General features: G+C 25.2%; 24 protein-coding genes. 16 read left to right on the forward strand and 8 right to left on the reverse strand.

Going from position 1 to position 26432, the window contains the following annotated elements:
• Positions 1 to 8: 8 nt before the first annotated feature.
• The 6 genes from CP523_RS00080 (at position 9) to CP523_RS00105 (ending at position 5336) form a co-directional block, all read left to right on the forward strand.
• Positions 9 to 1916 (forward strand): bifunctional 4-hydroxy-3-methylbut-2-enyl diphosphate reductase/30S ribosomal protein S1, encoded by a 1908-nt coding sequence (locus CP523_RS00080; RefSeq protein ID WP_120140386.1) that lies wholly within the window; start codon positions 9 to 11, stop codon positions 1914 to 1916.
• A 157-nt stretch (positions 1917 to 2073) separates the two neighbouring features.
• A complete protein-coding gene (locus CP523_RS00085; protein ID WP_066678942.1) occupies positions 2074 to 3027 on the forward strand; it encodes a GNAT family N-acetyltransferase in 954 nt (317 codons plus the stop codon).
• 19 nt (positions 3028 to 3046) lie between these two features.
• A complete protein-coding gene (locus CP523_RS00090) occupies positions 3047 to 3334 on the forward strand; it encodes a hypothetical protein (protein WP_066678939.1) in 288 nt (95 codons plus the stop codon).
• A gap of 270 nt (positions 3335 to 3604) precedes the next feature.
• Positions 3605 to 4576, forward strand: coding sequence for a ComEC/Rec2 family competence protein (locus CP523_RS00095; protein ID WP_423243255.1), 972 nt, complete (start codon positions 3605 to 3607; stop codon positions 4574 to 4576).
• Between the two features lie 238 nt (positions 4577 to 4814).
• A complete protein-coding gene (locus CP523_RS00100) occupies positions 4815 to 5012 on the forward strand; it encodes a hypothetical protein (protein ID WP_066678936.1) in 198 nt (65 codons plus the stop codon).
• Positions 5013 to 5033: 21 nt separating this feature from the next.
• The gene (locus CP523_RS00105; RefSeq protein ID WP_120140388.1) at positions 5034 to 5336 is read left to right on the forward strand and encodes a spore coat protein; all 303 of its coding nucleotides are present in this window, start codon (positions 5034 to 5036) and stop codon (positions 5334 to 5336) included.
• Between the two features lie 147 nt (positions 5337 to 5483).
• On the opposite strand, the gene CP523_RS00110 is transcribed toward CP523_RS00105, so the two are convergent.
• The 3 genes from CP523_RS00110 to CP523_RS00120 form a co-directional block, all read right to left on the reverse strand.
• The gene (locus CP523_RS00110) at positions 5484 to 6260 is read right to left on the reverse strand and encodes an IS3 family transposase (RefSeq protein WP_120140389.1); all 777 of its coding nucleotides are present in this window, start codon (positions 6258 to 6260) and stop codon (positions 5484 to 5486) included.
• A gap of 152 nt (positions 6261 to 6412) precedes the next feature.
• Positions 6413 to 6664 (reverse strand): spore coat protein, encoded by a 252-nt coding sequence (locus tag CP523_RS00115; protein WP_120140390.1) that lies wholly within the window; start codon positions 6662 to 6664, stop codon positions 6413 to 6415.
• 12 nt (positions 6665 to 6676) lie between these two features.
• The gene (locus tag CP523_RS00120) at positions 6677 to 6862 is read right to left on the reverse strand and encodes a hypothetical protein (RefSeq protein ID WP_120140391.1); all 186 of its coding nucleotides are present in this window, start codon (positions 6860 to 6862) and stop codon (positions 6677 to 6679) included.
• A 457-nt stretch (positions 6863 to 7319) separates the two neighbouring features.
• Between CP523_RS00120 and miaB the strand changes: the two genes are divergently transcribed.
• From miaB to CP523_RS00165, 9 genes are all read left to right on the forward strand, one after another.
• Positions 7320 to 8651, forward strand: coding sequence for a tRNA (N6-isopentenyl adenosine(37)-C2)-methylthiotransferase MiaB (gene miaB / locus CP523_RS00125; protein ID WP_066677408.1), 1332 nt, complete (start codon positions 7320 to 7322; stop codon positions 8649 to 8651).
• Between the two features lie 87 nt (positions 8652 to 8738).
• Positions 8739 to 9242 (forward strand): hypothetical protein, encoded by a 504-nt coding sequence (locus tag CP523_RS00130; RefSeq protein ID WP_066677407.1) that lies wholly within the window; start codon positions 8739 to 8741, stop codon positions 9240 to 9242.
• Positions 9243 to 9313: 71 nt separating this feature from the next.
• The gene (locus CP523_RS00135; protein WP_066677406.1) at positions 9314 to 12568 is read left to right on the forward strand and encodes a DEAD/DEAH box helicase; all 3255 of its coding nucleotides are present in this window, start codon (positions 9314 to 9316) and stop codon (positions 12566 to 12568) included.
• A gap of 60 nt (positions 12569 to 12628) precedes the next feature.
• A complete protein-coding gene (locus CP523_RS00140; protein ID WP_066677404.1) occupies positions 12629 to 13429 on the forward strand; it encodes a class I SAM-dependent methyltransferase in 801 nt (266 codons plus the stop codon).
• Positions 13430 to 13533: 104 nt separating this feature from the next.
• Positions 13534 to 16176, forward strand: a complete 2643-nt coding sequence (gene mutS, locus CP523_RS00145; protein WP_066677402.1) for a DNA mismatch repair protein MutS — start codon at positions 13534 to 13536, stop codon at positions 16174 to 16176.
• Positions 16177 to 16189: 13 nt separating this feature from the next.
• The gene (mutL, locus tag CP523_RS00150) at positions 16190 to 18136 is read left to right on the forward strand and encodes a DNA mismatch repair endonuclease MutL (RefSeq protein ID WP_066677401.1); all 1947 of its coding nucleotides are present in this window, start codon (positions 16190 to 16192) and stop codon (positions 18134 to 18136) included.
• Between the two features lie 29 nt (positions 18137 to 18165).
• Entirely contained in the window at positions 18166 to 19092 is a 927-nt protein-coding gene (miaA, locus tag CP523_RS00155; protein WP_066677400.1) for a tRNA (adenosine(37)-N6)-dimethylallyltransferase MiaA, read from the forward strand.
• 43 nt (positions 19093 to 19135) lie between these two features.
• Entirely contained in the window at positions 19136 to 19366 is a 231-nt protein-coding gene (gene hfq, locus CP523_RS00160) for an RNA chaperone Hfq (protein WP_066677398.1), read from the forward strand.
• Between the two features lie 165 nt (positions 19367 to 19531).
• Complete coding sequence (locus CP523_RS00165) at positions 19532 to 20809, forward strand: methionine gamma-lyase family protein (protein ID WP_066677396.1); 1278 nt, start codon at positions 19532 to 19534, stop codon at positions 20807 to 20809.
• A gap of 15 nt (positions 20810 to 20824) precedes the next feature.
• Here the strand turns inward: CP523_RS00165 and CP523_RS00170 are convergent, their stop codons facing one another.
• Positions 20825 to 21415 carry a metalloprotease family protein gene (locus CP523_RS00170; protein ID WP_066677395.1) on the reverse strand — a complete coding sequence of 197 codons (591 nt, stop codon included), beginning with the start codon at positions 21413 to 21415 and terminating at the stop codon, positions 20825 to 20827.
• A 69-nt stretch (positions 21416 to 21484) separates the two neighbouring features.
• Complete coding sequence (gene lexA, locus CP523_RS00175; RefSeq protein WP_066677393.1) at positions 21485 to 22099, reverse strand: transcriptional repressor LexA; 615 nt, start codon at positions 22097 to 22099, stop codon at positions 21485 to 21487.
• Positions 22100 to 22266: 167 nt separating this feature from the next.
• Here lexA and CP523_RS00180 point away from each other — a divergent pair, with 167 nt between their 5' ends.
• Positions 22267 to 22650, forward strand: coding sequence for a hypothetical protein (locus CP523_RS00180; RefSeq protein ID WP_066677392.1), 384 nt, complete (start codon positions 22267 to 22269; stop codon positions 22648 to 22650).
• A gap of 66 nt (positions 22651 to 22716) precedes the next feature.
• On the opposite strand, the gene CP523_RS00185 is transcribed toward CP523_RS00180, so the two are convergent.
• The 3 genes from CP523_RS00185 to CP523_RS00195 form a co-directional block, all read right to left on the reverse strand.
• Positions 22717 to 23694: a tyrosine recombinase XerC gene (locus CP523_RS00185; protein ID WP_391489236.1), complete on the reverse strand. Its 978-nt coding sequence runs from the start codon at positions 23692 to 23694 to the stop codon at positions 22717 to 22719.
• Positions 23695 to 24581: 887 nt separating this feature from the next.
• Positions 24582 to 26051 carry a DUF2828 family protein gene (locus CP523_RS00190; RefSeq protein WP_066677390.1) on the reverse strand — a complete coding sequence of 490 codons (1470 nt, stop codon included), beginning with the start codon at positions 26049 to 26051 and terminating at the stop codon, positions 24582 to 24584.
• A 186-nt stretch (positions 26052 to 26237) separates the two neighbouring features.
• A complete protein-coding gene (locus CP523_RS00195; RefSeq protein WP_066677389.1) occupies positions 26238 to 26423 on the reverse strand; it encodes a hypothetical protein in 186 nt (61 codons plus the stop codon).
• Positions 26424 to 26432: the final 9 nt, after the last annotated feature.

Here is a 26432-nt window from a genome sequence, read left to right on the forward strand (position 1 = left end):
GAGAAAAGATGAGAAAAGTAATTTTAGCTGAAAATGCAGGTTTTTGCTTTGGAGTACAAAGGGCCGTAGAGGAAGCATTAAAAATAAAAAAACTATATAATAAAAAAATATATACACTAGGGCCACTTATACATAACAATGATGTGGTAAATTATTTAGAAGATAATGATATATATGCAATTGATTTTGAAAATATTGATAATTTAAAAGAAGAAGATGTAGTTGTTATAAGATCTCATGGTGTACCCAAATCAATAATAGAAGTATTAGAAAACAAGGGTTTAAAAGTTGTTAATGCGACTTGTCCATATGTTACTAATATACATAAAAAGGTTGATAAGTATTCTAAAAATGGATATAGTATTGTTATTTTAGGTGATGAAAAACATCCAGAAGTAATAGGAATTAACGGTTGGTGCGATAATAAAGCAGTTATTACTAGCAATGGAGATTTCGAAAATAAATTACCTAATAAAATATGTGCTGTTTCTCAAACTACAGAAAAAGAAGAAAACTGGAGCAAAACTTTAAATAATTTATCTAAACAATGTAAGGAATTATTATCTTTCAATACTATTTGTTCAGCAACTGAGGTAAGACAAAAAAGTGCAAATGAACTTTCAAAAAATGTAGATGCTATGATTGTAATTGGAGGGAAAAATAGTTCTAATACAACAAAGCTTTATCAAATTTCTAAAGAAAATTGTAAAAATACTATTCATATAGAGAATGCAAAAGAATTAAAAGATGATTTTATTAAAAATGACAATTTAAAAACAATAGGAATTACTGCTGGAGCATCAACACCAGATTGGATAATTAAAGAAATTATAGATATTATGGAGGGAAAAGTTAACATGGATGATCAATTAACATTAATGAATGAATTAGATAGAAGATTTCGTATAGGAGATGAAGTTACTGGAGAAATCTTATCTATAACAAGAGATGAGATAGTTGTATCTTTAGTTGGATATAAATCAGATGGAGTAATTCCATTTAAAGAGTTAACTGCACTTGAAGATATTGAAGAAGCAGTAAAAAAATTAAAAGTTGGAGATAACATAACTGCTAAGGTTATAAAACTACAAAATGAAGATAAAAATGTTGTTCTTTCAAGATTAGAATATGAAAAGATTTCTACTATTAAAGAACTAGAAAAAATATTTGAAGATAAAGAAAATATAACAGTAAAAATAAAAGAAGCTAAGGAAAAAGGTTTAGTAGGTTATTATAAAGGCGTTAGAATATTTATTCCTTCATCACAAATAGATATAAAATTTACCAAAGATAAAGAAGTATATATAGGAAAAGATTTAGAAATTCAATTAATAGATTTTTCTAAAGAAAATACTTCTAAAATAGTTGGATCAAGAAGAGTAATTTTAGAAGCGGAAAAGGCAATAAAAGAAGCAGCTGTGTGGGATAATTTATCAATTGGAGATGTTGTAAAAGCTGAAATTAAGAGATTTACTAATTTTGGAGCGTTTGCTGATATAAATGGAGTGGATGGATTAATTCATCTTTCACAAATTTCATGGAGTCATATAAAATCAGCAGAAGATGTTCTTAAAAAAGGTCAATTTGTTGATGTAAAAATAATAGATATGAATAGAGAAGAAAATAAATTATCTTTAAGTATTAAAGAATTAACTCCAGAACCATGGTCAAATGTAAGTGAAAAGTATCCAGAAGGATATATAGTTTTAGGAAAAGTTGTTAGATTAAATGATTTTGGTGCTTTTGTTGAGTTGGAGCCAGGAGTTGATGGTTTAGTTCATATATCAAAAATAACTCATGATAGAGTAAATCATCCAAAGGATGTTTTAACTATAGGAGAAGAAGTAAAAGCTAAAATACTTTCAGTAGATGAAGAAAATAGAAAAATAGCTTTAAGTATTAAAGATACAGAATAGTAAATAGAAACTTTTTAGAGGAAGATGCATATAAATAAAATGTGTCTTCTTTTTTTATTTTATTAAAATAACTATTTCTATTAGCAACTATAATACTCTTGACTATGAATAATTGGAAGATTTATACTATTCTTAGAAGGTTTAAGAGGGGATATATATGATAACATTAGAAAAATTAACATCTAACACTATGGATATATTTAAAAAATTATATGATAGAAATTTTTTAAACGAAAATTATGATAAAGATTTTTTTAGTTTATATAATAATCAAAATTTCGTTATTAAATTTCTGTTCAGAAAATTTCTTAAATTAATAAGATATAATGATGAAGTAATTGGATACATTTGGTATGATACACCATTAGAGTCAACCATAAGAATTTGGTCTTTATACATTGAAAATGATTATATGGGTTTTATTGATGAAAATACTTTAAAAGCTTTTAATACTAGTATTTTATCATATGAAGCTATTGATAATCCTAGAAATACTAAGATATTAACAAAATTAGGGTTTAAAAGAATAAGACCTACAATTTTAATGGAGCTTAATTTAAATAAATATAATAGATATAAAGACATAAATGAGATAAAGTTAAAACTTCAATTAGAGAATAGTTATGTGAATAAGATTTATAACTCCATTTTTAATACTAACTATATAAGTTCAAAATATAATAATAAGAAGTTTATCATAGGAAAGGATGAAGCCTTACGTTGTAAGATTCAAAATAACATTTTTTCAACGTGGAATAGAGAGCCATTGAAAATTGAAGATATTTATAGTGATATAAGTCAAGAATATTATCTTAAAGATTTATCATTATTTGGTATGATAAATGATAAATTTGTTGGGTATGGACAGGTTATTTATAATAGAAACATGTACACTGTAGTTAATTTTGGAATAATAAATGAATTCAGAGGTTTTGGAATAGGAAAATTGCTATTACATGATTTAATAGTTTCATCTAAATCAAAAGGATTTAATAAGCTTTATATAAGGGTTGATGAAGATAATATTTCAGCGCAAAAATTATATAAATGGGCAGGATTTGTAGATAAGTGTACTATTTCAAGATGGGATAGAGGATACAAAAACTATTAATTTTTTAAGGAGATGTATTATGAAGGCGTTAAAAATAAAAGCTAATATTAATACAACAGATGATTTTGATCCTAATATGTTTGAAGAAGCTTTTAAAATAGTTTTTTTAAATACAGGATATACTATTTACTCTTTAAATATAAATAAGATTGCAGAAAAAAATTATGATATTATTTATTATGTAGAAATTAGTGAAAATATGAACTTTGTATTTGCAGTAGAAGCTTTAAATAATACTATTAATCAATATAATACTTTTACAATTAAAAATGTAGATAAATTACAATTAGTTGAGTTTAGTAATTAAGGTGCGAGTAAAATCTCGTACCTTTTTCTTTTAAAATAAAAAAATATAAATATTAAATTGTGAAATAATTTTAAATTTTAATTCTAATATCTTATATATTAGGATTATTGATATTATAAAAGGTAAAAGTTACTTATTAGTTTTATAGTACGATTATTCATAAAAAAAACTTATATGTAAATATGTGCTAAAATAAGTATAAAATTTAATTATTTAGGAGTTGATAATATGAATAAAGTAAGAAATTTATTAAGTCTATTTCTAATTATTATGATTTCTCTGTTTGGTGTGCCATTAAATGCAAATGCGCAGATTCAAGAGAATGTTATAGTAAATTATATTGATGTTGGACAAGGGGATTCAGAATTAATTCAAATATCGGGTAAAAATATACTGATAGATGCAGGTAATAATGATGATTTAGCTTATAATTACTTAAAAAATCTTGGAATAACTAAGCTAGATTATGTTATAGCTACTCACCCACATTCAGATCATATAGGGGGTATGGCAACAATAATAGATAATTTTGATATAGGAACTTTTTATGCTCCAAAAGTAACAGCAACAACTAGAGTATTTGAAAGAATGGTAACTGCACTTAATAATAAAAATGTTAAAATTAAAGTTCCTAAAGTAGGAGATACTTTGAATATAGGTAATGTTACTTTAGAATTTTTAGCACCTAATAGCCCTAAATATAGAAAGGTAAATAATTATTCTATTGTTACAAAATTAAAGTATGGGAACACATCATTTATATTTACAGGTGATGCAGAATCTTTAAGTGAAGGTGAAATATTACAAAAGCAATTAGATATTAGCGCAGATGTTTTAAAATTAGGACATCATGGAAGTAGAACTTCGACAAGTAAAGGTTTTCTAAACGCTGTTAATCCTAAATATGCTATTGTTTCAGCTGGAAAAGGAAATGATTATGGTCATCCACACGAAGAGACTATTAAAAAGCTAAATGAAAAAAATATTCAAGTATTTAGAACAGATATAAGTGGAACTATAATTGCAGTGAGTAACGGTAGTACAATAAATTTTACTAATGAAGATGATACTTCTTCAAGTATAGAAAAGGAAACTTCAGATAATAGCGTATGGATTGCAAATAATAAATCTAAAGTATATCATTCTAATAATAACTGTAGTAAAATGAAAAATCCTATTAAAATTTTATTAGAGGATGCAAAAAATAGAGGTCTTAGACCATGTTCTAGATGTGTGAAATAAAAAAACAGGACTTAGGTCCTGTTTTTATAATTTATATTAAATTCTATTATTTTATAAGAATTTTAATTTATAAATAGATAGAATATTGATGTATGGTTTAGGAAATATGTGATTTTTAAAGAAATATACTTTTAATTAAGTTTATTTAAGTATTTTTATTATAAATAAGTAGAATAATACTTTAATTAAAGGGAATTATAATTTTTGAAATAAAAATTATATAGGAGGTGGTTATTAAATGAAAAAACTTTCAGAAGCTGAAAATCTATCTTTATCAGCTATATTAAAGATGGAAAAGAATGCGTTAATTATGCAAAAAGCTATAGGTTCTTTAATATCAGATGAAGATTTAAAAAGACAATCAGAAGCAAGTATATTAGCAACAGAAGGAAGAATTAAAGGAATACAAAAATTTATAGAAGATAATAATGTATAAGTTTCTAAGGAGGACTAATATATGAAAAATATGATTGGAAATATGATTAAAAATAACATTGATATAAATGATGAATTTATAGCATTAAGTATGCTTTCTTCTGGAAAAGAGGCATCAGATATGTATCTTAATTCTACATTAACAAGTAGTACTCCTGAATTAAGGGCTATATATTCAGCATCGTTAGGCCAAATGGTTGAAGGTCATACAGCACTTACAGAATTAAGCGTTACTAAGGGATGGATTAAACCATATAATACACCTGATGAACAATTAACATGTTCTTATAACGAGTCAAAAACTTGTATTAATGAAAATAAATAGCTTATGTTTTTATTATTAGACTGAATTTTAAGTATAACACTAGTAGAGGTTCATTATAGTAATATAGAATTAGAAAACTAATATTAATAAAAAGAGTAAGTTTTAAATAAAGTGGTACCTATGTCAAGGACATTTAAGAAAAGAGAGTTAAGAAGCTAAAAGCTGATTTCTGTATTTTACAGGAGTCAGCTTTTTTAAGTTCCACTGACAACGCTCATTGTTATAATAATCAATATAATCATCTATCATTAATTGTAATTCTTCTAAACTCGAGCAAGATTTATAGTTAATTTCATCTTTCATATGTCCAAAAAATGATTCCTGTGGTGCATTATCCCAGCAATTTCTGCGTCTGGACATAGATTGTCCAAGTTTTTTAGATTTCAAATAATTATAATAACCGGAACGTGAAACTCCAGCTACATTACATAGCTGTTTAATTACATTATTTAAATGTAGTTTATTAACTATAGATTTTATTAGCATAAATGCTTGTGCTGCTACTAATTTACCTTTTTTCACCTGCCTTTCGTGCAGCTCTAATTTTTTTAGTAATTCTACCTCGGCCATTAAATACTCAATTTCAGCATTTTGTTTCGCTATTATTTCATCTTTGGTGATTTTACGCTGACGCGGACGACCACTATTGTTTCTTCTAGTGTCATCTAAGCCTAGCACACCATTCTCTTTATATGCCTTCCTCCATCTAGTGCCTGCGCAGTCTATACGTCGTACTCCAAGAACATCAACATCAAATCCAGCTTCCTCAAAAATAACCTTTGAAGTTTTACCTTTACTGTATTCAGCTATAAAATGTATCTTAAATTCATTAGTATATGTTATTGCTTTATCACTTACCTTAAGAACATATTTATTTTTTGATAATTTATCTATTTCATTTTTTGAGAATCTTATTTTACTCACAACTAATTCACCTCATAAATTTATTGTACAAAAAAAGAACCTATATGAATAGACTCTCTTTTATAAGTGTCTATCTTATAGGTTCCATTTTAAAACTTACTCTTTTTTTATATTTTAGTAATGTTAGAAATATCATAGCATTAGTAAGAATTTTATTGATTGGCAGTTAATTCTGATTTAACTGTATTTATCTCAGTTTGGTTAGCTGGTTGTGCAGGTTTATAATATCCTTTTTCTTTTGCTGTTTGATATACTTTATATTGGCGAATTTCATCTTCATTTCTCATTTGCTGTATAGTTTGTCGTAATTCTTGATTATCGGTTTGAGCTATTATGCTAGCATATCCTGTTAAGCTACTATTAATCATACTTAGGTAATCGTTCATTATATCTTTTTCTTTCATTTTTAAATCCTCCTATTTTAAGAATGTAATTAATTTATCTTTACTAGTTCTTGCTGCATTAGCATCTTGTTGAAGCATATTACATATTGCAGGATCTGTACATTGTTTTGCAAAATCATCTAATTTATTTGCAATTGTACCATGAGCTCCTATTAGATGTCTTAAATTTTGCAATTCTAATTGTGTTAAATTTGACATTTTAATCACTCCTTATAGTGTATTTCCATATTATTATGTTTATTGTTAATAAATAATATGCATAAATAGCAAATAATTAAGCCTTAATTATTAGATGTTTATTATTTATATTTAATTATTCTAAATTAATAATTTATCAAGTGTAACTGTTACAGAAGATTTAATAGCAGATTTACTTTCTAAAATATCATTAATTTAAAAATCCTTAAAGAAAAATTAGTAAATTAAAGAGGTCTATTAGTAAGAAAATACTAATATTAATTTGTTATTTATAATTTTATTAATATTAAATACATATGTTAGCCTAAAATTAGAATCAATTATTTAATTGTATTTACTAGATTTTTTTATCAATTTTTCATAAAGAATTAAAGATTTTCAAGGGCTAAACTTTATTTTAAACATCAAATTTGATATAATACCTTGAGAATAGTTTATACTACAAAGGAGATTTGTTATGTTAGAAAATAAAGAGTTAAAATATTATATAGAAACATGGGGATGTCAAATGAATGAGGAGGATTCAGAAAAACTTTCTGGAATGTTAAAAAGAAGTGGATATTCTGAAACTGAAACTCAAGAAGAAGCTGATATTATAATATATAATACATGTTGTGTTAGAGAAAATGCAGAAAATAAGGTTTTTGGAAATTTAGGTCAATTAAAACATCTTAAAAAAAAGAAGCCTAATCTTATAATTGCTGTTTGTGGCTGTATGATGCAGCAAGAAGGAATGGCAGATAAAATTTTAAAAACATTCCCTCATGTAAATATAATTTTTGGAACACATAATGCATATAAATTCCCAGAATATTTAAACAGAGTAAAAACAGAAGGTGTTCAAGTAAAAGAAATATTTAATAAGGAAACTGAAATAATAGAAGGGTTACCAATAGATAGAAAAAGTGATGTTAAAGCTTTTGTTACAATAATGTATGGTTGTAATAACTTTTGTACATATTGTATAGTTCCTTATGTAAGAGGAAGAGAAAGAAGTAGAAAATCCGAAGATATAATAAAAGAGATAGAAGATTTGGTATCAAGTGGATATAAAGAAGTTACTCTTCTAGGGCAAAATGTAAATTCTTATGGTAAGGGATTAGAAGAAGAAATAACATTTGCAGGATTACTTAGAAAAATAAATGAAATACCTGGATTAGAAAGATTAAGATTTATGACATCTCATCCAAAGGATTTAAATAAAGATGTTGTACTGGCTATAAAAGAATGTGATAAGCTTTGTGAACAAGTTCATTTACCAGTACAAAGTGGATCAAATAAAATATTGAAAAAAATGAATAGAAACTATACAAAAGAATCTTATTTAGAATTAATTAATATGATAAAAGCAGAGATTCCAGATGTAACTATTACAACAGATATAATAGTTGGGTTTCCAGGAGAAACAGAAGAAGATTTCCTAGAAACTTTAGAATTAGCAAAAGAAGTTGAATACTCATCAGCATTTACTTTTATATATTCAAGAAGAAATAATACACCAGCTGATATGATGTTAAATCAAGTTCCAGATGAAGCAAAACATGAAAGATTCAATAGATTAGTAGAAGTCATTAATGCAGGTGTTATTAAAGGAAATAAAGAGTATGAAGGAAAAGTAGTTGAGGTTCTTGTAGAAGGTCCAAGTAAAAATGATGAAACTAAGCTTACAGGAAGAACTAGAAATGGAAGACTAGTTAATTTTGAGGGAAAAGATGTTAGTGCAGGGGATTTAGTTAATGTTAAAATAGTAAGAGCTCAACCATTCTCATTAATTGGAGAAGTTGTATAAAATAGAACATATATGTCATTAAATACAGATTAAAGTTTATATGCCCCTATAGTATAATTATAATATATAGTTATACGGGGGTATATTATGGTTTATGAAAAATTAAAAGATATTGAAGCAGGAAATCTTACAAATTATATATGTAACTTTAAGGATGACATTACTTTTTCAACTTTTTTTCTTAAGGAAACAGATATTAATATAAAGAAAATAAAAGATAATTTAATAATTGATATTAAAGATATATCATACTTTTCTAATAGACAAGCGGCTTTATTAATTTTATTTAAATTTGCAGATAGTGATAAATTAATTTATGGAAGATGGTATAATTACTCAAATGATACTGATAGAAAGAATTTAGAATTACTTTTATTTCAAAATGAGATACCTATAACAATCGTTGATAAAAATAATTGTAGTGTTTTTACTGCATGGTGTCACAATATATTTAAAAATAATATTCGAGAATATATAAAGAAAGTAAATAGATTAAAGATTAGTTCAATGGAATTTGATAAATATGTATCCTCTATTGAGGACGGTTTTTCAAATATAGTAGATGTGTGGAAGAAAACTAAAATATACTAAAATATAGGAAGTAGCAAGAGCTACTTCTTTTTGCTATAATTAAATGATAGTTCAATATAGAGGGGATTAAGATGATAAAGCAAATATTATTAGAAAATTTTAAAAGGGATACATCTGGAAAAAGATATTTAAGGGGAAAAAGAGTTTTTGAAAATGATCTTGTATCAAATATAATTACGGATATTCAAGATGAACTTATTTGTATAGTAGGAAGGGTAATTTCTGAGAATTTTTTTAGTGAGTATTCTACAAAAATTGAAGTTGATATTAATAATAAATCTATAATTTCTACATACTGCACATGTGCAGATTATGAAAATCATGAATTTAATAATGATAATTATTGTTGCAAGCATTTAAATGCGACTTTTTATAAATTTATGCAAGAAATAGATAAAAATGTTCTTATAAAGGAAAAATTAATTCCAAATACAGTTACAAATGAGATATTTAAAAAAAATACTAGCGGTACTTTAGATATTTTGCTAGCAAATACAAAGATAACTGAAGAGATAAAAATAGATGTATATATAAATAGAAGAGGATTTAACAATAAAATAACAGTTGATTTTAAAATTGGAACCAAAGGTATGGCATCCAATAAATTATATGTATTAAAGGATTTAAACCAATTCTTAACAGCATATTACAATAAGATACCAGTGAAATATGGAAAAGAGTTTATTTTTGATATAAAAAAACAAAAGCTTACAACAAAAGATAGGATTCTTATAGATTTTATAGAGTTAGTAAAAGAATTAGATAATACTGCTTCTTTTTCAAGAAGACAGGATAAATATATAGATGGGAAATCTCTTACAATACCTAAATATTTAATAAGACAATTCTTGCTGATAATACAAAAGCATAGAGTTTATTTAAATGAAGGTTTTTATTTAAGGCCTGTAGAAGCAGAAATTTTAACAACTTCACCTGAAATATATTTTGATTTAAAACTTTTAAAAGAGCAGTATATACTAAGTATTAAAGACTCTCTTCCAGAGACTTTAAGTGATAAAGAAGATATATTTTTAAAGGGAACTACAATTTATATACCTAGTTATGATTTTTGTTATAAAGTAGCTCCATATTTTGAGGTTTTTAATAATACTAAAAGCATTTTTTTACCTAAGTGTGATGAAAAGAAAATATTATTAAATCTTATCCCAGAAATTAATTTAATTTCTAACGAATTAGTATTATCAAAAAATATTAGGAATAAGGTTGTTTCGGAAGAAGTAAAATTTAAGTTTTATTTTGACAAAGAAAATAACAATATATCATTAATAGTAAAAGTTACATATGGTAAATATGAGTTTAATATATTTGATGAATTTGAAGAAAAAATAATATACAGAGATTCTAAGAAAGAAGAGGTAGTTTTATCAACTTTAAGATCTTTAGGGTTTGAATCTAATTTAGATAAATTTTACTTAATTATGGGTGATGATTATATATTTAGATTTTTCAAAAGTGAAGTAGAAAAGCTTCAAAAATTAGGTGAAGTTTTTTATTCTGAAAATTTTAAAGGTATAAAAAATATATCATCTAAGAATATTAAAGGAGAAATAAGAACAGGTAAATATAATTATTTCGAAATGGATTTTAAGTTAGCAGACATTACACCTCTAGAAACTTCTAATATTTTAAGAGCTTTTAGAGATAATTTAAAATATTATAAATTGCAAAGTGGAGAATATTTAGATTTAGAAGAAATAGAACTTAAAAGTTTTTTAAAACTTTTAGATGTAGTTTCTGATGTAGATAATATAGAAAATAATAAAGTTATTTTTCCCAAAAATAAGGGAGTTTTTGTAGACTATTATTTAAATGATAATAAAATAAGATATATAAAAGGTAAAAAAGAGTTATCTGAAATTAAAAATAAATTTAAGTCTATAGATAAATTAAAATTTAAAGAGCCTAGTGATTTAGAAGCTAATTTAAGGATATATCAAAAACAAGGATATAATTGGTTGAAAACTTTAGATTATTTAGGGTTCGGAGGAATATTAGGTGATGAAATGGGGCTTGGAAAAACTATTCAAATGATAACTTTTTTACTATCAAATAAAGGTAAATCCTCATTAGTAATTACTCCTACCTCTTTAATTTATAATTGGAGTTTAGAGTTTAAGAAATTTGCTCCTTCTATGAAGGTTGCAGTTGCTAATGGAACTAAAGAAGAAAGAGAAGAAATAATAAAAAATAAAGATAACTTTGATATTATCTTAACTACATATAATTTATTAAAAAGAGATATAGATTTATATAGTGATAAAATATTTGATTACTGTATTTTAGATGAAGCACAGTATATAAAAAATTATAACTCTCAAAATTCAAAATCTGTAAAAAGAATAAATGCAAATACAAGATTTGCATTAACAGGTACACCTGTAGAGAATTCATTAATGGAACTTTGGTCTATATTTGATTTTATAATGCCTGGTTACCTTTATGATGAAAAAAGATTTAGTGTTAGATATTATAAAAAACTTAAAGAAAGTCCTGAAATATTAAATGATCTCAATAGACTTATAAAACCATTTATTTTAAGAAGATATAAAAAGGAAGTTATTAAAGAGTTACCAAGTAAAATAGAGAAGAGACTTATTGTACCATTAAATGATGAACAGAAAAAAGTTTATGGAGTATTTTCTAAACATGCAGTAGAACTTATTTCTAAGAAAGTTAAAGATGATGAATTTAAAAGTAGTAAAATAGAAATATTATCATATATAACAAAATTAAGACAACTTTGTTTAGATCCATCTTTATTAATTGAAAATTATACATCTGGAAGTGGAAAAATAGATGCACTTATAGAACTGCTTAATCAAGGAATAGATGAAGGGCATAAAATACTTGTATTTTCTCAATTTACATCAATTCTTAAAAATATAGCAACTAAACTGAAAGAAGAAAATATTGAATTTAGCTATTTAGATGGATCTGTTAAAGCAAAAAAAAGAGTTGAAATGGTTGAAAACTTCAATAGTAGTGACAATAATTCAGTATTTCTTATAAGTTTAAAAGCAGGTGGAACAGGTTTAAATTTAACATCAGCAGATATAGTAATTCATTTTGATCCTTGGTGGAATCCTGCTGTTGAAGATCAAGCTACAGATAGAGCTCATAGAATAGGTCAGCAAAACGTAGTTGAAGTTATTAAAATGATTGCAGAAGGAACTATAGAAGAAAAAATAGTAACATTACAAGATGAAAAAAGAAAATTAATTTCAAAATTAATAGGAGATGATTTAGCAAATTCTGAAGCTTTAATTTCTTTAAGTGATGAGGATATTCTAAACCTATTTAATTAATGAACAAATAGTATCTAAATTAGTATACTACAATAGAGTAAGTAAAATTTGGAGGTACTAATGTCATATAGTGATATATATAAATCCATAGGACTAAATACTGAAATTTCTAGATTGAGAAAACAAGCATACATTGGATGGGATAAAGAAGTTAAAATGTTAAAAAATTTAGGATTAGAAGATGGGATGAGAATATTAGAAGTCGGTAGTGGTCCAGGATTTGTAACAGAGCTTTTACTTAGAGAGTTTCAAAATAGTATTGTTACATCTTTAGATATGGATAATGATTTAATGGAAATAGCAAGAAATAGGTTAGAGGGAACTTTTAAAAATAGATTGAATTTTGTCAATGAATCAATTTTAAATACATCATTTAAAGATAATACTTTTGATTTTGTATTAGTTAGGTTTGTATATCAGCATATTAATAATCCATTGAAAGCAACAAAAGAAATATATAGAGTGTTAAAACCAGGTGGGAAAGTAGTTATTGTTGATATAGATAATGGTATATGGGGAGTTACGAATCCAGAATTAAAATTGATTCCTTATTTAAATAATAGTTTGGCAAGATTTCAAAATAATTCAGGTGGAGATAGAAATATAGGCAGAAAGTTAATTAAGATATTAAAATATTCAGGTTTTAAAAATTTAGATTTTCAGATTGTTGTTAAGCATAGTGATCTTATAGGAATGGATAAATTTAAAGATTTGAGTAGTATTAAAAATATGCAAAATACTATATTTTCTAAAAACCCTGAAATTTCTAGAATTATATCAAGTTATAATAAATTCTATAATTTAGAGTCTTCAACTATAATTATGTTGGTTATTATGGCATATGGTGAGAAAAATATTTGAAAAATACGAGCTATTATTTTAATAGCTCGTATTTATACTTATTTTAAAAATAATTTTATGTTAGAATATCATTATATGAATTAAAAATATACGGAGGATTTAAAATGGCATTAACCCCTATGATGAGACAATACCTTGAGGTAAAGGAAAGATATTCAGATTGTGTTCTTTTCTTTAGACTTGGAGATTTTTATGAAATGTTTTTTGATGATGCAAAAACTGCATCAAGAGAACTAGAATTAGTATTAACAGGAAGAGATTGTGGATTAGAAGAAAGAGCGCCTATGTGTGGTATTCCATTTCATGCATCTACTTCATATATATCAAGACTTGTATCTAAAGGATATAAAGTGGCGATATGTGAACAGGTTGAAGATCCAGCAGTTGCTAAAGGGATAGTTAAAAGAGATGTAATAAAGGTTATTACTCCAGGTACATATATAGATCAAAATGGAGATAATGAATATAAAAATACTTACATAATAGCATTATGGGAAGAGGAAGGTAAATTTGGAATATCATCTTCAGATATTTCTACAGGAGAGTTTAAAACAACTTCCTTTAAAAGCTTAAAATCAACTTTATTTGATGAGATTTCAAAAATAGATCCTAAAGAAATTATAGTAGATATTAATATTAATGAAAGTCTTTTAAAAGATATTTCATCAATAAATGGAGCTTTAATAACTAAAAGAGATTTCAATGTTTTCAAATGTACTAAAGAAGAGCTTGTTGAACAGTTTAGTACATCTGAAATTGAGGAATTAGATAATTGTGCTAATATATCCTCTTCTGTATTACTAAAATATATACATGAAACTCAAAAGATAAGCTTAACTAATATAAATACACTTGAATATTATGACATAATAAATTATATGACTATTGATGGTAATTCAAGAAGAAATCTAGAATTAACGGAAAGTCTTAAAGAAAAATCCAAGAAAGGTAGTTTAATATGGGTACTAGATAAAACAGCTACTTCTATGGGGGGAAGATCTTTAAGAAAATGGATTGAAGAGCCTTTAATAATAAAAAAAGAAATAGAAAAAAGGTTATTAGGAGTTGAAGAACTATATAATAATATTTCTTTTAATGAAGATTTAAGAGTTAGTCTAAAAGAAATTTATGATATAGAAAGAATTGTTGGAAAAATATCAAATAAAAATGTAAACGGAAAAGATCTAGTATCATTAAGAACTTCTTTAGAGAAGATTCCAAGCATTAAAAGACAACTTAAAGAATGTACTTCTCCATTGCTTAAAGAATGGTTTAATGAATTAGATGAACTTATAGATATTAGAGAGTTATTATCAAATGCTTTATTAGATGATCCATCAATTGCTTTAAAAGAAGGTAATATAATAAGAGATGGCTATAACCAAGAAGTAGATGAGCTAAGAAAAGCCAAATCTCATGGGAAGGAGTGGATAGCATCTCTTGAAAATAAAGAAAGAGAATTTACTGGAATTAAGTCATTAAAAGTAGGATATAATAAAGTCTTTGGATATTATATAGAAATATCAAAGGCAAATTATAATTCAATTCCAGAAGGCAGATATGTAAGAAAACAAACTCTTTCAAATGCAGAAAGATTTATAACTCAAGAATTAAAAGAAATGGAAGAGAAAATATTAGGAGCTGAAGAAAAATTAATTTCATTAGAATATGATATTTTCATAGATATTAGAGAAAAAGTAGAAAAAGAAATATCAAGACTTAAAAAAAGTGCTAAAATTATTGGTAATTTAGATTCTTTATCAACTTTAGCTTTAGTATCAGTTGAAAATGATTATGTTAAACCTAATATTAATGAAGAGGGAATTATAGACATAAAAGATGGTAGGCATCCTGTTGTTGAGAAAGTTATTTCAAATGGAGAATTTGTAGCTAACGATACAACATTAAACCAAAGAGATAATCAATTACTTTTAATTACAGGACCTAATATGGCTGGTAAATCTACTTATATGAGGCAGGTAGCATTAATTACTCTTATGGCTCAAATAGGATCATTTGTACCAGCTAAAAAAGCGAATATATCAATATGTGATAAGATATTTACAAGGATAGGTGCTTCAGATGATTTAGCAGGTGGAAAATCTACATTTATGGTGGAAATGTGGGAAGTATCTAATATATTAAAAAATGCTACATCTAAAAGTTTAGTTTTATTAGATGAAGTTGGAAGAGGTACATCTACTTATGATGGTTTAAGTATAGCTTGGTCAGTAATAGAATATATTTCAAATAATAAATCTCTTAAATGTAAAACTTTATTTGCAACTCATTATCATGAATTAACTAAGTTAGAAGGCGTAATAAATGGAGTTAAAAATTATTCTGTAGCAGTAAAAGAAATAGATGATAATATTATATTTCTTCGTAAAATAATAGAGGGTGGAGCAGATCAATCTTATGGTATTGAAGTGGCTAAACTTGCAGGATTACCTATAGATGTTATTAATAGGGCAAAGGAAATATTAGAATCTTTAGAGGGAAATACTGATTTAAGTAAAGAAAATAAAAAAGAAATATTTAAGTCTGAAATAGCTATAGATAATTGTAAAGTTGAAGAGAAAGTACCTAATAAAGAAATAGGAAATAATTATCAAATGGATTTTACTATGCTTGAAAAAGAAAATCTTGTAAATAATATTGCAGATATAGATGTTATGGGATTAACTCCTATGGAAGCTATGAACACCTTATATAAATTTGTATTGGAAGCCAAGAAATTTAAGTAATGGAGGTGGTTTAATGAAACGGATAAATTTATTAGATGAAAATACATCTAATAAAATAGCAGCAGGAGAAGTTGTTGAGAGACCTTCTTCTGTAGTTAAAGAGTTGGTAGAAAACTCTATTGATGCAGATTCAAAGAATATAACTATAGAAATTGAAGATGGTGGAATTTTACTAATAAGAGTTATAGATGATGGCAATGGAATACATAAGGAAGATATAAATAAGGCGTTTTTACCACATGCTACTTCTAAAATAAGTACAGTAGAAGATATATATTCTATAAATACATTAGGATTTAGAGGAGAAGCACTTCCTTCTATAGCTTCTGTTAGCAAGATATTATTAAAAAGTAAACAGGAAGATGAGAATTTTGGAAAAGAAATCAAAATAGAAGGAGGAGAATTATTAGAAACTAATGAAGTAGGTATGAATAAAGGAACCTTTATAGAAGTACGTGATTTGTTTTATAATGTACCTGCTAGAAAAAAGTTTTTAAAAACTACTTCCCGTGAGACAGCATTGATAAACGATATAATAACAAGAATTGCATTATCTAATCCTAATATATCTTTTAAGTTATATAGTAATGGAAAAAAGTTAATCCATACATATGGAAATGGAAACTTAAAAGATGTTATTAGAAACTTATACAGTAAAACGATTAGTGAAAATATAATTTATTTTGAGTCCAATGGAGATGAATTATCTTTATATGGATATATAGGTAAAGAGGAAATTGCAAGAGGTTCTAGAAATAATCAAAGCATATTTGTAAATGGAAGATATATAAAAAATAAAACTATTGTTGCAGCAGTAGAAAATGCTTTTAAATCTTTTGCAACGGTAAATAAATTTCCTTACTTTGTATTATTTGTAGAAGTTTATCCGGAATTTGTAGATGTAAATATACATCCAACTAAGGCTGAGATTAAATTTAAAGATGAAAGATTAATATTTAAAAGAGTTTTCGATTGTATTCATTGTTCTTTTAAAGAAGCTGTTTTTAACACTTTTTCTATTAAGGAAGAGGAAGAAGGTTATATTTATAAAGATGAATCTAAGAATATATCCTTTGAAATGGCTTATAAAGAGCCAATAAATGAGCATAAAAATCATATAAATATGCCATTATTTGATGGAATAGATGATAAAAAAGATATAGTTAATATTCCAAGAGAAGTGTCTAGTGATGATATACAAAAAGAAGAGGAGATTTACAATAAATTAAGAAGTTTAAAAGAAGAAAAAATTATAAATAGAGACTTTAATATGCCAACAAAAGTAGAGGTACCGATTAATTTAAAAAATAGTAAAATTGAAAATGAAGAAAGTTATTCTAAAAATGAAGTCGAAGTAAATACAAAAGAAAGATTACCTAAGTTTCCAAAGCTTAGAATAATAGGACAATTTAATAAAACTTATATTTTAGGAGAGTATGACGAAGTATTATATATGATAGATCAACATGCTGCTCATGAAAAAATATTATTTGAAAAATATTTAAATAATATTGAAAGTGGAAGTATAGTAGTTCAACCATTATTAATTCCAAATCTTATTGATTTAACACTGGATGATTATAGTTATTATGAAGAAAATAAAGAAGTTTTTAAAAATGCAGGTTTTAAAATAGAAAATTTCGGTGGAAATACTCTATCTTTAAAAGAGGTTCCTTATTTTTTAGGAAAGCTTGATGCTAAAAATTTATTTTTAGAAATATTAGATAATTTAAAGGGGTTAGGATCTGGGAAAACTTCTGAAGTGAAATACAATAAAATAGCAACTATGGCATGTAAAGCTGCAGTTAAAGCAAATGATTATTTAAATAATATAGAAATGGAAAAATTACTAAATGATTTAAGGTATATAGATGATCCTTTTCATTGTCCTCACGGAAGACCTGTTATAGTGAAATTTACTGGATATGAATTAGATAAAAAATTTAGAAGAATAATTTAAGTTAAGGATTAATAATAAAGGAGAATTTAATGAAAGAAAAAATACTAGTTCTTGCTGGGCCTACAGCAGTAGGAAAGACTGAATTATCAATAAAATTAGCTAAAAAACTTAATGGAGAAATTATTTCAACAGATTCTATGCAAATTTATAAACATATGGATATAGGTTCAGCTAAAATTTCGGAAAATGAAATGGATGGAATTAAACATCATATGATAGACATTGTAGAACCTGATACAGAATTTTCAGTTTCAGATTATAAAGAAATGGCATCTAAATGTATAGATGATATTATAAGCCGTGGGAAAGTACCTATTTTAACTGGAGGAACTGGATTGTATATAAATGCATTAACATGTAATATGAATTTCACAGAAGCTGGAAATGATAAAGAGTATAGAGAATATCTTGAAAAATTAGCTGATGAAAAAGGGAATAAGTTTATTCATAATAATTTAAAAGATATAGATCCTATAAGTTTTAAAGAAATACACTATAACAATAGAAAAAGAGTTATTAGAGCTTTAGAGGTATATAAATTAACAGGTAAGCCTTTTAGTTCATTTAATGCTGGAGATGACTTTTATAAAAGTAAATATGATGTTTTTTATTATGTTTTAAATATGAATAGAGAAAAGTTATATAATCGCATAAATAAAAGAGTAGATATTATGATGGAAAAAGGATTATTAGAAGAATGTATAAAATTAAAGGAAATGGGATATAATTCATCTATACAATCAATGCAAGGAATAGGATATAAAGAAATATTATATCATCTTGAAGAGGGACTTTCTTTAGAAGTAGCAATAGATATGGTTAAACAAGGATCAAGAAATTATGCTAAAAGGCAAATAACTTGGTTTAAGAGAGATCCAAGAGCTAAATTTAAAGATAAAGATATTTTAAGCGATGACGATATATTCTCAGAAATAATTAGAGAGTTTACTAAATAATTAGGTATAATTATTATATATTCCTGTTTAGGAGGTGTGTAGTTTGAATAAGGGAGTAAATAATTTACAAGATATTTTTTTAAATGGAGCACGAAAAAATAAAATTCCAGTTACTATTTATTTATCCAATGGATTTCAACTTAAAGGATTTGTTAAAGGATTTGATAGCTTTACAGTAGTTTTAGATTCAGATGGAAAACAAATGTTAATTTACAAACATGCAATTACTACAATTACACCTGGAAAATCAATATTATTTAATGAGTCAGAATAAAAAAAGCAAAGTACTTCTTTGCTTTTTTATTGTAAAAATTTTATTAGTTTATATGAATATAAGTTAAATGCTGGTTAAGTTTCTAATTATATGGTATTATTTAAATGATATAGGATTTCTAGTTAGAGAGGAGGAGCTACTTATAAATTTAGGTAGCATTACTAAATGTTAAATTTAACAGAAGAATTAATGAAAAAAACTTATAATTTTAAGAAAGAAACTTTAGATTTATATGAAAAAGCCCTTAAAGAGGTTGAAAATGAATTCAAAATTTATGATGAAATAAGAGAATATAATCAATTAAAAGTATTAACTGCATTTCAAGAAGAAAGAATTAGTGAATCACATTTTACTAATTCATCTGGATATGGGTATGATGATATAGGAAGAGATTCATTAGATAAAGTTTATGCAAGAGTATTTAATACTGAGTCTGCTCTTGTTAGGCCTCATTTTGTTAATGGAACTCATGCAATAGGTTGTGCATTAATGGGAAATTTAAGAACTGGAGATACAATGCTTGCTATTTCAGGAGCACCTTATGATACATTACATAATATAATAGGAATTAGTGGCAAAGAGAATATAGGCTCTTTAAAAGAATATGGTGTTAATTATAAACAAATAGATTTAAAAGACGGAAAATTTGACTTGGCAAAGATAAAGGAAGCTTTAAACTCAGATAAAAGTATAAAACTTGTTCATATACAAAGAAGTACTGGATATGGATGGAGAAATTCATTTTTAGTCTCTGAAATAGGAGAAGTTATTAAGTTTGTTAAAGAATTAAGAGAAGATGTTGTAGTTTTTGTTGATAACTGTTATGGAGAACTTATAGATACAATTGAACCAACGGATGTTGGAGCAGATCTTATAGCAGGATCATTAATAAAAAATATAGGTGGGGGTATAGCACCTACTGGGGGATATATAGCTGGAAAGACAAAATATGTAGAACAAGCTGCTTTTAGATTAACAACGCCTGGTATTGGCGGTGAATGTGGTTCTACTTTCGGAGTAATGAGACAATTATATCAAGGTCTGTTTTTAGCTCCTCATGTAGCTATAGAAGCAGTAAAAGGAGCTATATTTTGTGCTAAAATAATGGAACTTGCAGGTTTCGAAGTATTACCCAAACCTACGGATAAAAGAAGCGATATAATACAAGCAATAAAATTTGGTAATAAGGAAAATCTAATTAATTTTTGTAAAGGAATCCAAAAAGGTTCCCCTATAGATTCTTTTGTAGAATGTGAGCCATGGGCTATGCCTGGGTATACTGACGAAGTTATAATGGCAGCTGGAGCATTTATTCAAGGATCATCCATTGAATTATCTGCTGATGCACCTATAAGGGAGCCTTACATTGCATATTTACAAGGTGGATTAACCTTTGATCATGTGAAGATAGGTGTGCTTATTGCTTTAAATAAAATACTATAAGAAATACAGGCAAAGTTATTCTTTGCCTGTATTTTTATTATAGTATAATTTATTTGGCTTAATAAGTATATTATAATCATTATTAATATTTTTAATTACTAAAATTAAATTTAGAATATCTTTGCTAGATAATATTGCATTTACAGAAGCTAATACATATAAATATATATTAAAACCTAATAAATAACTTAATATTGTTGGAATAAAAGTTAAAATTATTATAGGAATAAGTAAAAAGAAAATTATTCTATATTTACTTACAGAAGAATTAGAATAAACATTAACCGATAAGGTTTTAAAATTAAATAGTAAATTAACATTATTACTAAATATTTTAGGTAAAGTTAAAGCATGTATAAATTCATGTAAAACTTTAATTAAGTAGTAGGTTAATAAAAATAGCATTAAAAACCTAATAAACGTACTAATAATTTTGCCGTTACAATAGAATAAGCTATATCCAAGTCCAAAAGCATATATTATAGATATGGATATTTTTATTAATAAGTTAATAAAATTGAATTTATAAGTAGTTAGATTATTTACACTTTCTAATAAATCTTCATCATTTGTAGGAATAGAGCTTATTTCTTTTAAAAATTTCATTATTCTTCCTCACAATCTATATATTTATAACAAATAAGAGTCATATATAAATATATGACTCTTAATGTATTAATATGCTCTAAATAATCCTATTAACTTACCGAGAATACTACAATTATCTACTATTATAGGTTCCATATTATCATTTTCAGGTTGTAATCTAATATGATCTTTTTCTTTGAAAAATCTTTTTATAGTTGCTTCATTATCTATTAATGCAACTACTATGTCACCATCTTTTGCAGTTGAAGCTTTTTCTATAATTGCTAAGTCTTTATCATTTATTCCTGCGTTAATCATACTTTCACCAGTAACTCTTAAAATAAATAGTTCATCATTATGTTTAATGTAATCTATTGGTATAGGAAAAGTATCTTCTATATTTTCAGTTGCTAAAATAGGAACACCAGCAGTTACTCTACCTATTATAGGAATGTTTAACATTTCTCTTTTATTTAAAGTATCTCCTAAGATTTCTAAGGCTCTTGGTTTAGTTGGATCTCTTCGTATAAGTCCGTTATTTTCTAATTTTTTCAAATAACTATGGACTGTAGATGTTGACTTTAATGAAACTGCTGAGCAAATTTCTCTTACAGATGGGGGATACCCTTTATTTTCTATATATAATTTTAAAAACTCATAAATCTCAAGTTGCTTATCTTTAACTTTTGTTGAATCACTCATAATATCACCTCGCTATTATTAAATATTATAACATAATATTTAATATATCTCAAACTTATGTTCTTAAATGATATGTTAACTAAAATGTGTTTGAATTTTACTATAACATTTGTTATAATAAAATTTGATTGTTTTATATATAATATAAATTATTAGGTGGTGCAGATATGATAAATGATAAATACACTGAAGATGATTATTGTGATTTAAATAGAAAGAAAATATGTGATAATTGTGGGAAATGTCTAGAAGAACAAGGAATGGATATAAAAGCCATAAAAATAGAGGATATAGCTAAAACAGTAGAAGAAAATGAATATTTAGAGAATGAGTTGAAAAAGGCATTAGAAGAATTAAAGAAAACTTCTAACAATGAAGAAGGGATTATGACAGCAGAAGAATTTCTAGCCGAAAATAATGAAGAAAGTGGGTATGTAGATGCTTTCGATCATATTGAGTATTTAGAAGATGGAGATTTTTTTGATGAAGTTAATTTAGATGAACTTACAGAGGAAATTTTTCCAGGTGTTCGAAAGTTAAAATCTAAATAAATAAAATGGATATAGATCTATCCATTTTATTTATTTACTTTACATAATAATTAATACGTATTCATTTTATAATTTTGATAAAGGGTTAGATTTAACAGCATCTCTTAATATATCATCATCGACGTGTGTATAAATTTGAGTAGTAGAAATATTTTCATGACCTAATATATTCTGAAGACTCCTAATATCAACATTTCCATGCTTATACATTAAAGTAGCAGCTGTATGTCGTAATTTATGAGGAGTATATTTAGCATCTCTAAAACCTGCATTTTCTATATGTTTTTTTACTAACATTTCTACCGTCCGCTTATTAATTGGTTTATTTCGAGAGGAGAGTAGAAGATATTTTTTATCTTCATTTAAAACTTTAGAATCATCTCTTACCTTCATGTAGTTATTAATAGCTTTTAAGCAAGCTTCATTAAGATACACAGTACGTTCTTTATTACCTTTTCCCACTATAGTTAAAGTATCACCTTTAATTTTATTTATTTCAATAGAGCATAACTCCGAAAGTCTCATTCCACAATTTAAAAACAAAGTAAGTATACAATAATCACGATGAAAATTTTTATCATTTACACTTAAAGAATTTAATAAATCTATACTCTGATCTAAAGTTAAATAAACTGGATGACGTTTATTAATTTTAGGGGATTCTAGTTCTAAGGTAGGATTTTCATCTATAATTTTAGCTTTTATATTTAAAAATTTAAAATAAGATTTTAAAGTAGCAACTTTTCTAGCTCTGGCATAAGTACCATTAGCCCTTTGTTTCTCAACAAAAGATAAAAATGCATATATATCTGTAAGCTTAATTTTTCTTATAAAAGAATTATCTATATCTGATATTTCTATTTCTTCAAATTCTAAGCTAGGGTTTGTAATTAAACCTTTATAAACTTTTAAAAATCTAAAAAATAAAATTAAATCAATTTTATATCCATTTATAGTATTTAAAGATTTTCCTTTTATTGTTTCCAAGTAATTTAAAAAATCAACCAAGGATTCTGGTAATTTTTGAGTTTCAGATACTTTAATTCCGAACTTTGATGCGATATCAGAAGTATTAGAATTCGAATTTTTAACAGAAAGAGGGTTCGTGTTTATAACTTTAGGTTTAATTTTTTTTGATTTTTTTATACTTCTGTTAAGTCCTAATTCTTTTAACCAAATTTGAATATTTCTAATTCCAGTATCATAAACACAAGATAGTTGCTTAGTAGTTAGCTTTTGCTTTTGAACTAGTATATACAAGTCTTTAATTAAATATTTATATCCTCGTTCTGAATTTAATTCATAATAATTTTTAAATATTCTATCTAGTTTTCTTAAATCAGAATCAGTAAGGTTTATATTTAATAGATTCTTTATTTCGTCATTATATTTATAGTTTTTATATTTTAAAGTTTTATTTCGCGAATCATTCATTTTTAAACACCTCCAATAGGCTTTAAACCCTTTATTTTATTATATCATAGCTATATTCGTTTTTCAATATAACGAACTTCACTAAATGTATATTTAGCGAAGTTTATTTTATAAAAATTTAAAATTAACTATAATATTTTTACTATGATAATTAAGATATTATAAAATATAAAGCTTAATTATACAGAAAAATAAATTTCAAAAATATAATATCCGTATAAATCTACATTTTTCTTTTGTTTAAAATATAACCTTCTTTATAAAAGACTTTTTAAGTATAATGTATCAAATAATGTATATGAAAAAAATGCTATACAATAACTCGGTATATTTATATTCACATTTTAATTAACATATGTTAATTAATTATAAATTGAAAATTATAAACAAAGGAATTTTTAATTTATAATTATTTCCCATTTTTTTACAACTGGTATTTTCCATATGTTTTATTATGTAAAGTGATTTAATAGACGCTTTTAAAGCGTCTATTAAATTTATAATATTATATCTTCATAACGATTGTCTTCTAACTTCCTTATCATTAATAATTTTTCTGATATGCATTCTCCTTTTATTGAAAGTTTAAAGAGTTCTTTACTATAACCCTTAATGATAATGCAATTATTTTTATTAAAAATACTTTTATTATTATCATCTTCATCAATTATCCAAAGCTTAATATTAGGAAGTAAAAATCCTGCTAATTTCCATTTTTCTTTTATTTCTTTTAATAGCTCCTCAGTAAAATAGTCTTCATCTAGGCTATTATTTGAAATTATTAAGATATTTTGGGGAATTTCTTTATATGTTAACCCTTCTTTCAAAGATGTAAATAATATCATATCTAGCGCGGTGGATATATTAATTTCACTAAATAAATTGTTAGCTTTAATAGATTCAATTTGTTCATATAATGATAATGGCTCTATTTTCATAAATTTAGGATTTTTATCAAAATATATATAGTGATTTTTAAATCTATTATTGTTAAATTTTTTATATAGAAGTATATTGCTTATAGCTAATTTATATGATATTGAGTGTTTGTTACATCCTGATCCACTTATAGCTAAAGTTATAAGAGTATCTTTGATATCAGATATATAATTATTACAAACTACGTTCCAAAGATTTGAATAAACATCAATATTCTCTCTATTATTATCATTTAAAATATTATCTACTACATTAAAAGGCGTTTCTGTTAAAATGTTTTTATCTAGCTTAATAGATCTTTTTTTCTCTCTTTGTTTTAAAGATTTTAAATGCTTTTGAAATTCAATTTTATCATTTTTTATAAGTGCTTTTCTATATCTAATAATTGTACTTAATGATAGCTTTGAATAATTAATATTAGAATAATTCTTTGAACTTAAATTATGTTCTATTATTCCTATTTTTTTTCTTAAAGTGCTTAATATTTTTCTATATTCTTTTGGGGTATAACCTAAAAGTTCTCTAGTTTTTTTACCTAACAACTTAGATGCTTTAGATGAGGTATTTTCTGATTTTAACCACTTGCCAAGTGTTGTAGGACTTTTACAGTTTAAATCTAATGTTATCTGTCTTTTGAAGATACAAATAACATTAGATTCTAATGGTGTATCAAATAAAGAATAAAAATCATCCCATCTTCCATATTTAGGGATTAAGTGAAGATTCTTTTTTAATAAATCAGGATTAGATAATGCAAGATATTTAATTAAAATGTTAAATATCCTTCTCTCTCCTTCTCCACACTTCTTATCTCTTACATAAAATAGAGATTTTATTGCAAGGATTTTATTAGAATATAATACTCTTCTAAATAGTTCTATTATTTTATCATCACCTTCATTCCTAAGATTAGGAACTTCTTGAAGAAACTCAAGAACAGCAGATTGATTATTATCACTTTGCAAATCATCTATACTTGATACTTTATATAATTCTTCTCTAAACTTATTTATAAATTTATTAGCCATACTATCATCCCTTCAGTTAATTTACAAGACACTACTCTATTTATAATAAAGGAGATTGTGTATAAAAGCTGAACGTGTCTTTAACAAGATACTTTTTATAAAATGTTGTATAGCTGGAAGTATCTTAATATTATAAATATATGGTTATTTATTTCTTGTAGAACAAAAAAGTGCCTTTTTAGGCACTTAATTTTTTTCTTGAGTTTTATTTATTAAAGAACTTTTTATTAATTCTGATTTAGAAAATCCATTTTTAAAAACTCGTATCTGTTTATATTTAACTCCATTTAAGATAAAATCTAATAAATCTATTCTATCACCTATATATATTAAAGGTTCCTTTTTACCTTTTATAAAAATATTTAATTCCATAATAACCTC

This window comes from Clostridium septicum, from assembly GCF_003606265.1.
In the GTDB taxonomy this organism is placed as follows: domain Bacteria; phylum Bacillota; class Clostridia; order Clostridiales; family Clostridiaceae; genus Clostridium; species Clostridium septicum.

Bases quoted from the DNA above. Each gene is read 5' to 3' on its own strand.
- lexA (WP_066677393.1), bottom strand. From the start codon at position 22,099: ATGAGTGATTCAACAAAAGTTAAAGATAAGCAACTTGAGATTTATGAG.
- mutL (WP_066677401.1), top strand. From the start codon at position 16,190: ATGAAACGGATAAATTTATTAGATGAAAATACATCTAATAAAATAGCA.
- CP523_RS00140 (WP_066677404.1), top strand. From the start codon at position 12,629: ATGTCATATAGTGATATATATAAATCCATAGGACTAAATACTGAAATT.
- miaA (WP_066677400.1), top strand. From the start codon at position 18,166: ATGAAAGAAAAAATACTAGTTCTTGCTGGGCCTACAGCAGTAGGAAAG.
- CP523_RS00100 (WP_066678936.1), top strand. From the start codon at position 4,815: ATGAAAAAACTTTCAGAAGCTGAAAATCTATCTTTATCAGCTATATTA.
- CP523_RS00105 (WP_120140388.1), top strand. From the start codon at position 5,034: ATGAAAAATATGATTGGAAATATGATTAAAAATAACATTGATATAAAT.
- CP523_RS00080 (WP_120140386.1), top strand. From the start codon at position 9: ATGAGAAAAGTAATTTTAGCTGAAAATGCAGGTTTTTGCTTTGGAGTA.
- CP523_RS00115 (WP_120140390.1), bottom strand. From the start codon at position 6,664: ATGAAAGAAAAAGATATAATGAACGATTACCTAAGTATGATTAATAGT.
- CP523_RS00090 (WP_066678939.1), top strand. From the start codon at position 3,047: ATGAAGGCGTTAAAAATAAAAGCTAATATTAATACAACAGATGATTTT.
- CP523_RS00190 (WP_066677390.1), bottom strand. From the start codon at position 26,051: ATGGCTAATAAATTTATAAATAAGTTTAGAGAAGAATTATATAAAGTA.
- CP523_RS00170 (WP_066677395.1), bottom strand. From the start codon at position 21,415: ATGAAATTTTTAAAAGAAATAAGCTCTATTCCTACAAATGATGAAGAT.
- CP523_RS00135 (WP_066677406.1), top strand. From the start codon at position 9,314: ATGATAAAGCAAATATTATTAGAAAATTTTAAAAGGGATACATCTGGA.
- CP523_RS00085 (WP_066678942.1), top strand. From the start codon at position 2,074: ATGATAACATTAGAAAAATTAACATCTAACACTATGGATATATTTAAA.
- CP523_RS00180 (WP_066677392.1), top strand. From the start codon at position 22,267: ATGATAAATGATAAATACACTGAAGATGATTATTGTGATTTAAATAGA.
- CP523_RS00095 (WP_423243255.1), top strand. From the start codon at position 3,605: ATGATTTCTCTGTTTGGTGTGCCATTAAATGCAAATGCGCAGATTCAA.
- miaB (WP_066677408.1), top strand. From the start codon at position 7,320: ATGTTAGAAAATAAAGAGTTAAAATATTATATAGAAACATGGGGATGT.
- CP523_RS00120 (WP_120140391.1), bottom strand. From the start codon at position 6,862: ATGTCAAATTTAACACAATTAGAATTGCAAAATTTAAGACATCTAATA.
- CP523_RS00130 (WP_066677407.1), top strand. From the start codon at position 8,739: ATGGTTTATGAAAAATTAAAAGATATTGAAGCAGGAAATCTTACAAAT.
- CP523_RS00165 (WP_066677396.1), top strand. From the start codon at position 19,532: ATGTTAAATTTAACAGAAGAATTAATGAAAAAAACTTATAATTTTAAG.
- mutS (WP_066677402.1), top strand. From the start codon at position 13,534: ATGGCATTAACCCCTATGATGAGACAATACCTTGAGGTAAAGGAAAGA.
- CP523_RS00195 (WP_066677389.1), bottom strand. From the start codon at position 26,423: ATGGAATTAAATATTTTTATAAAAGGTAAAAAGGAACCTTTAATATAT.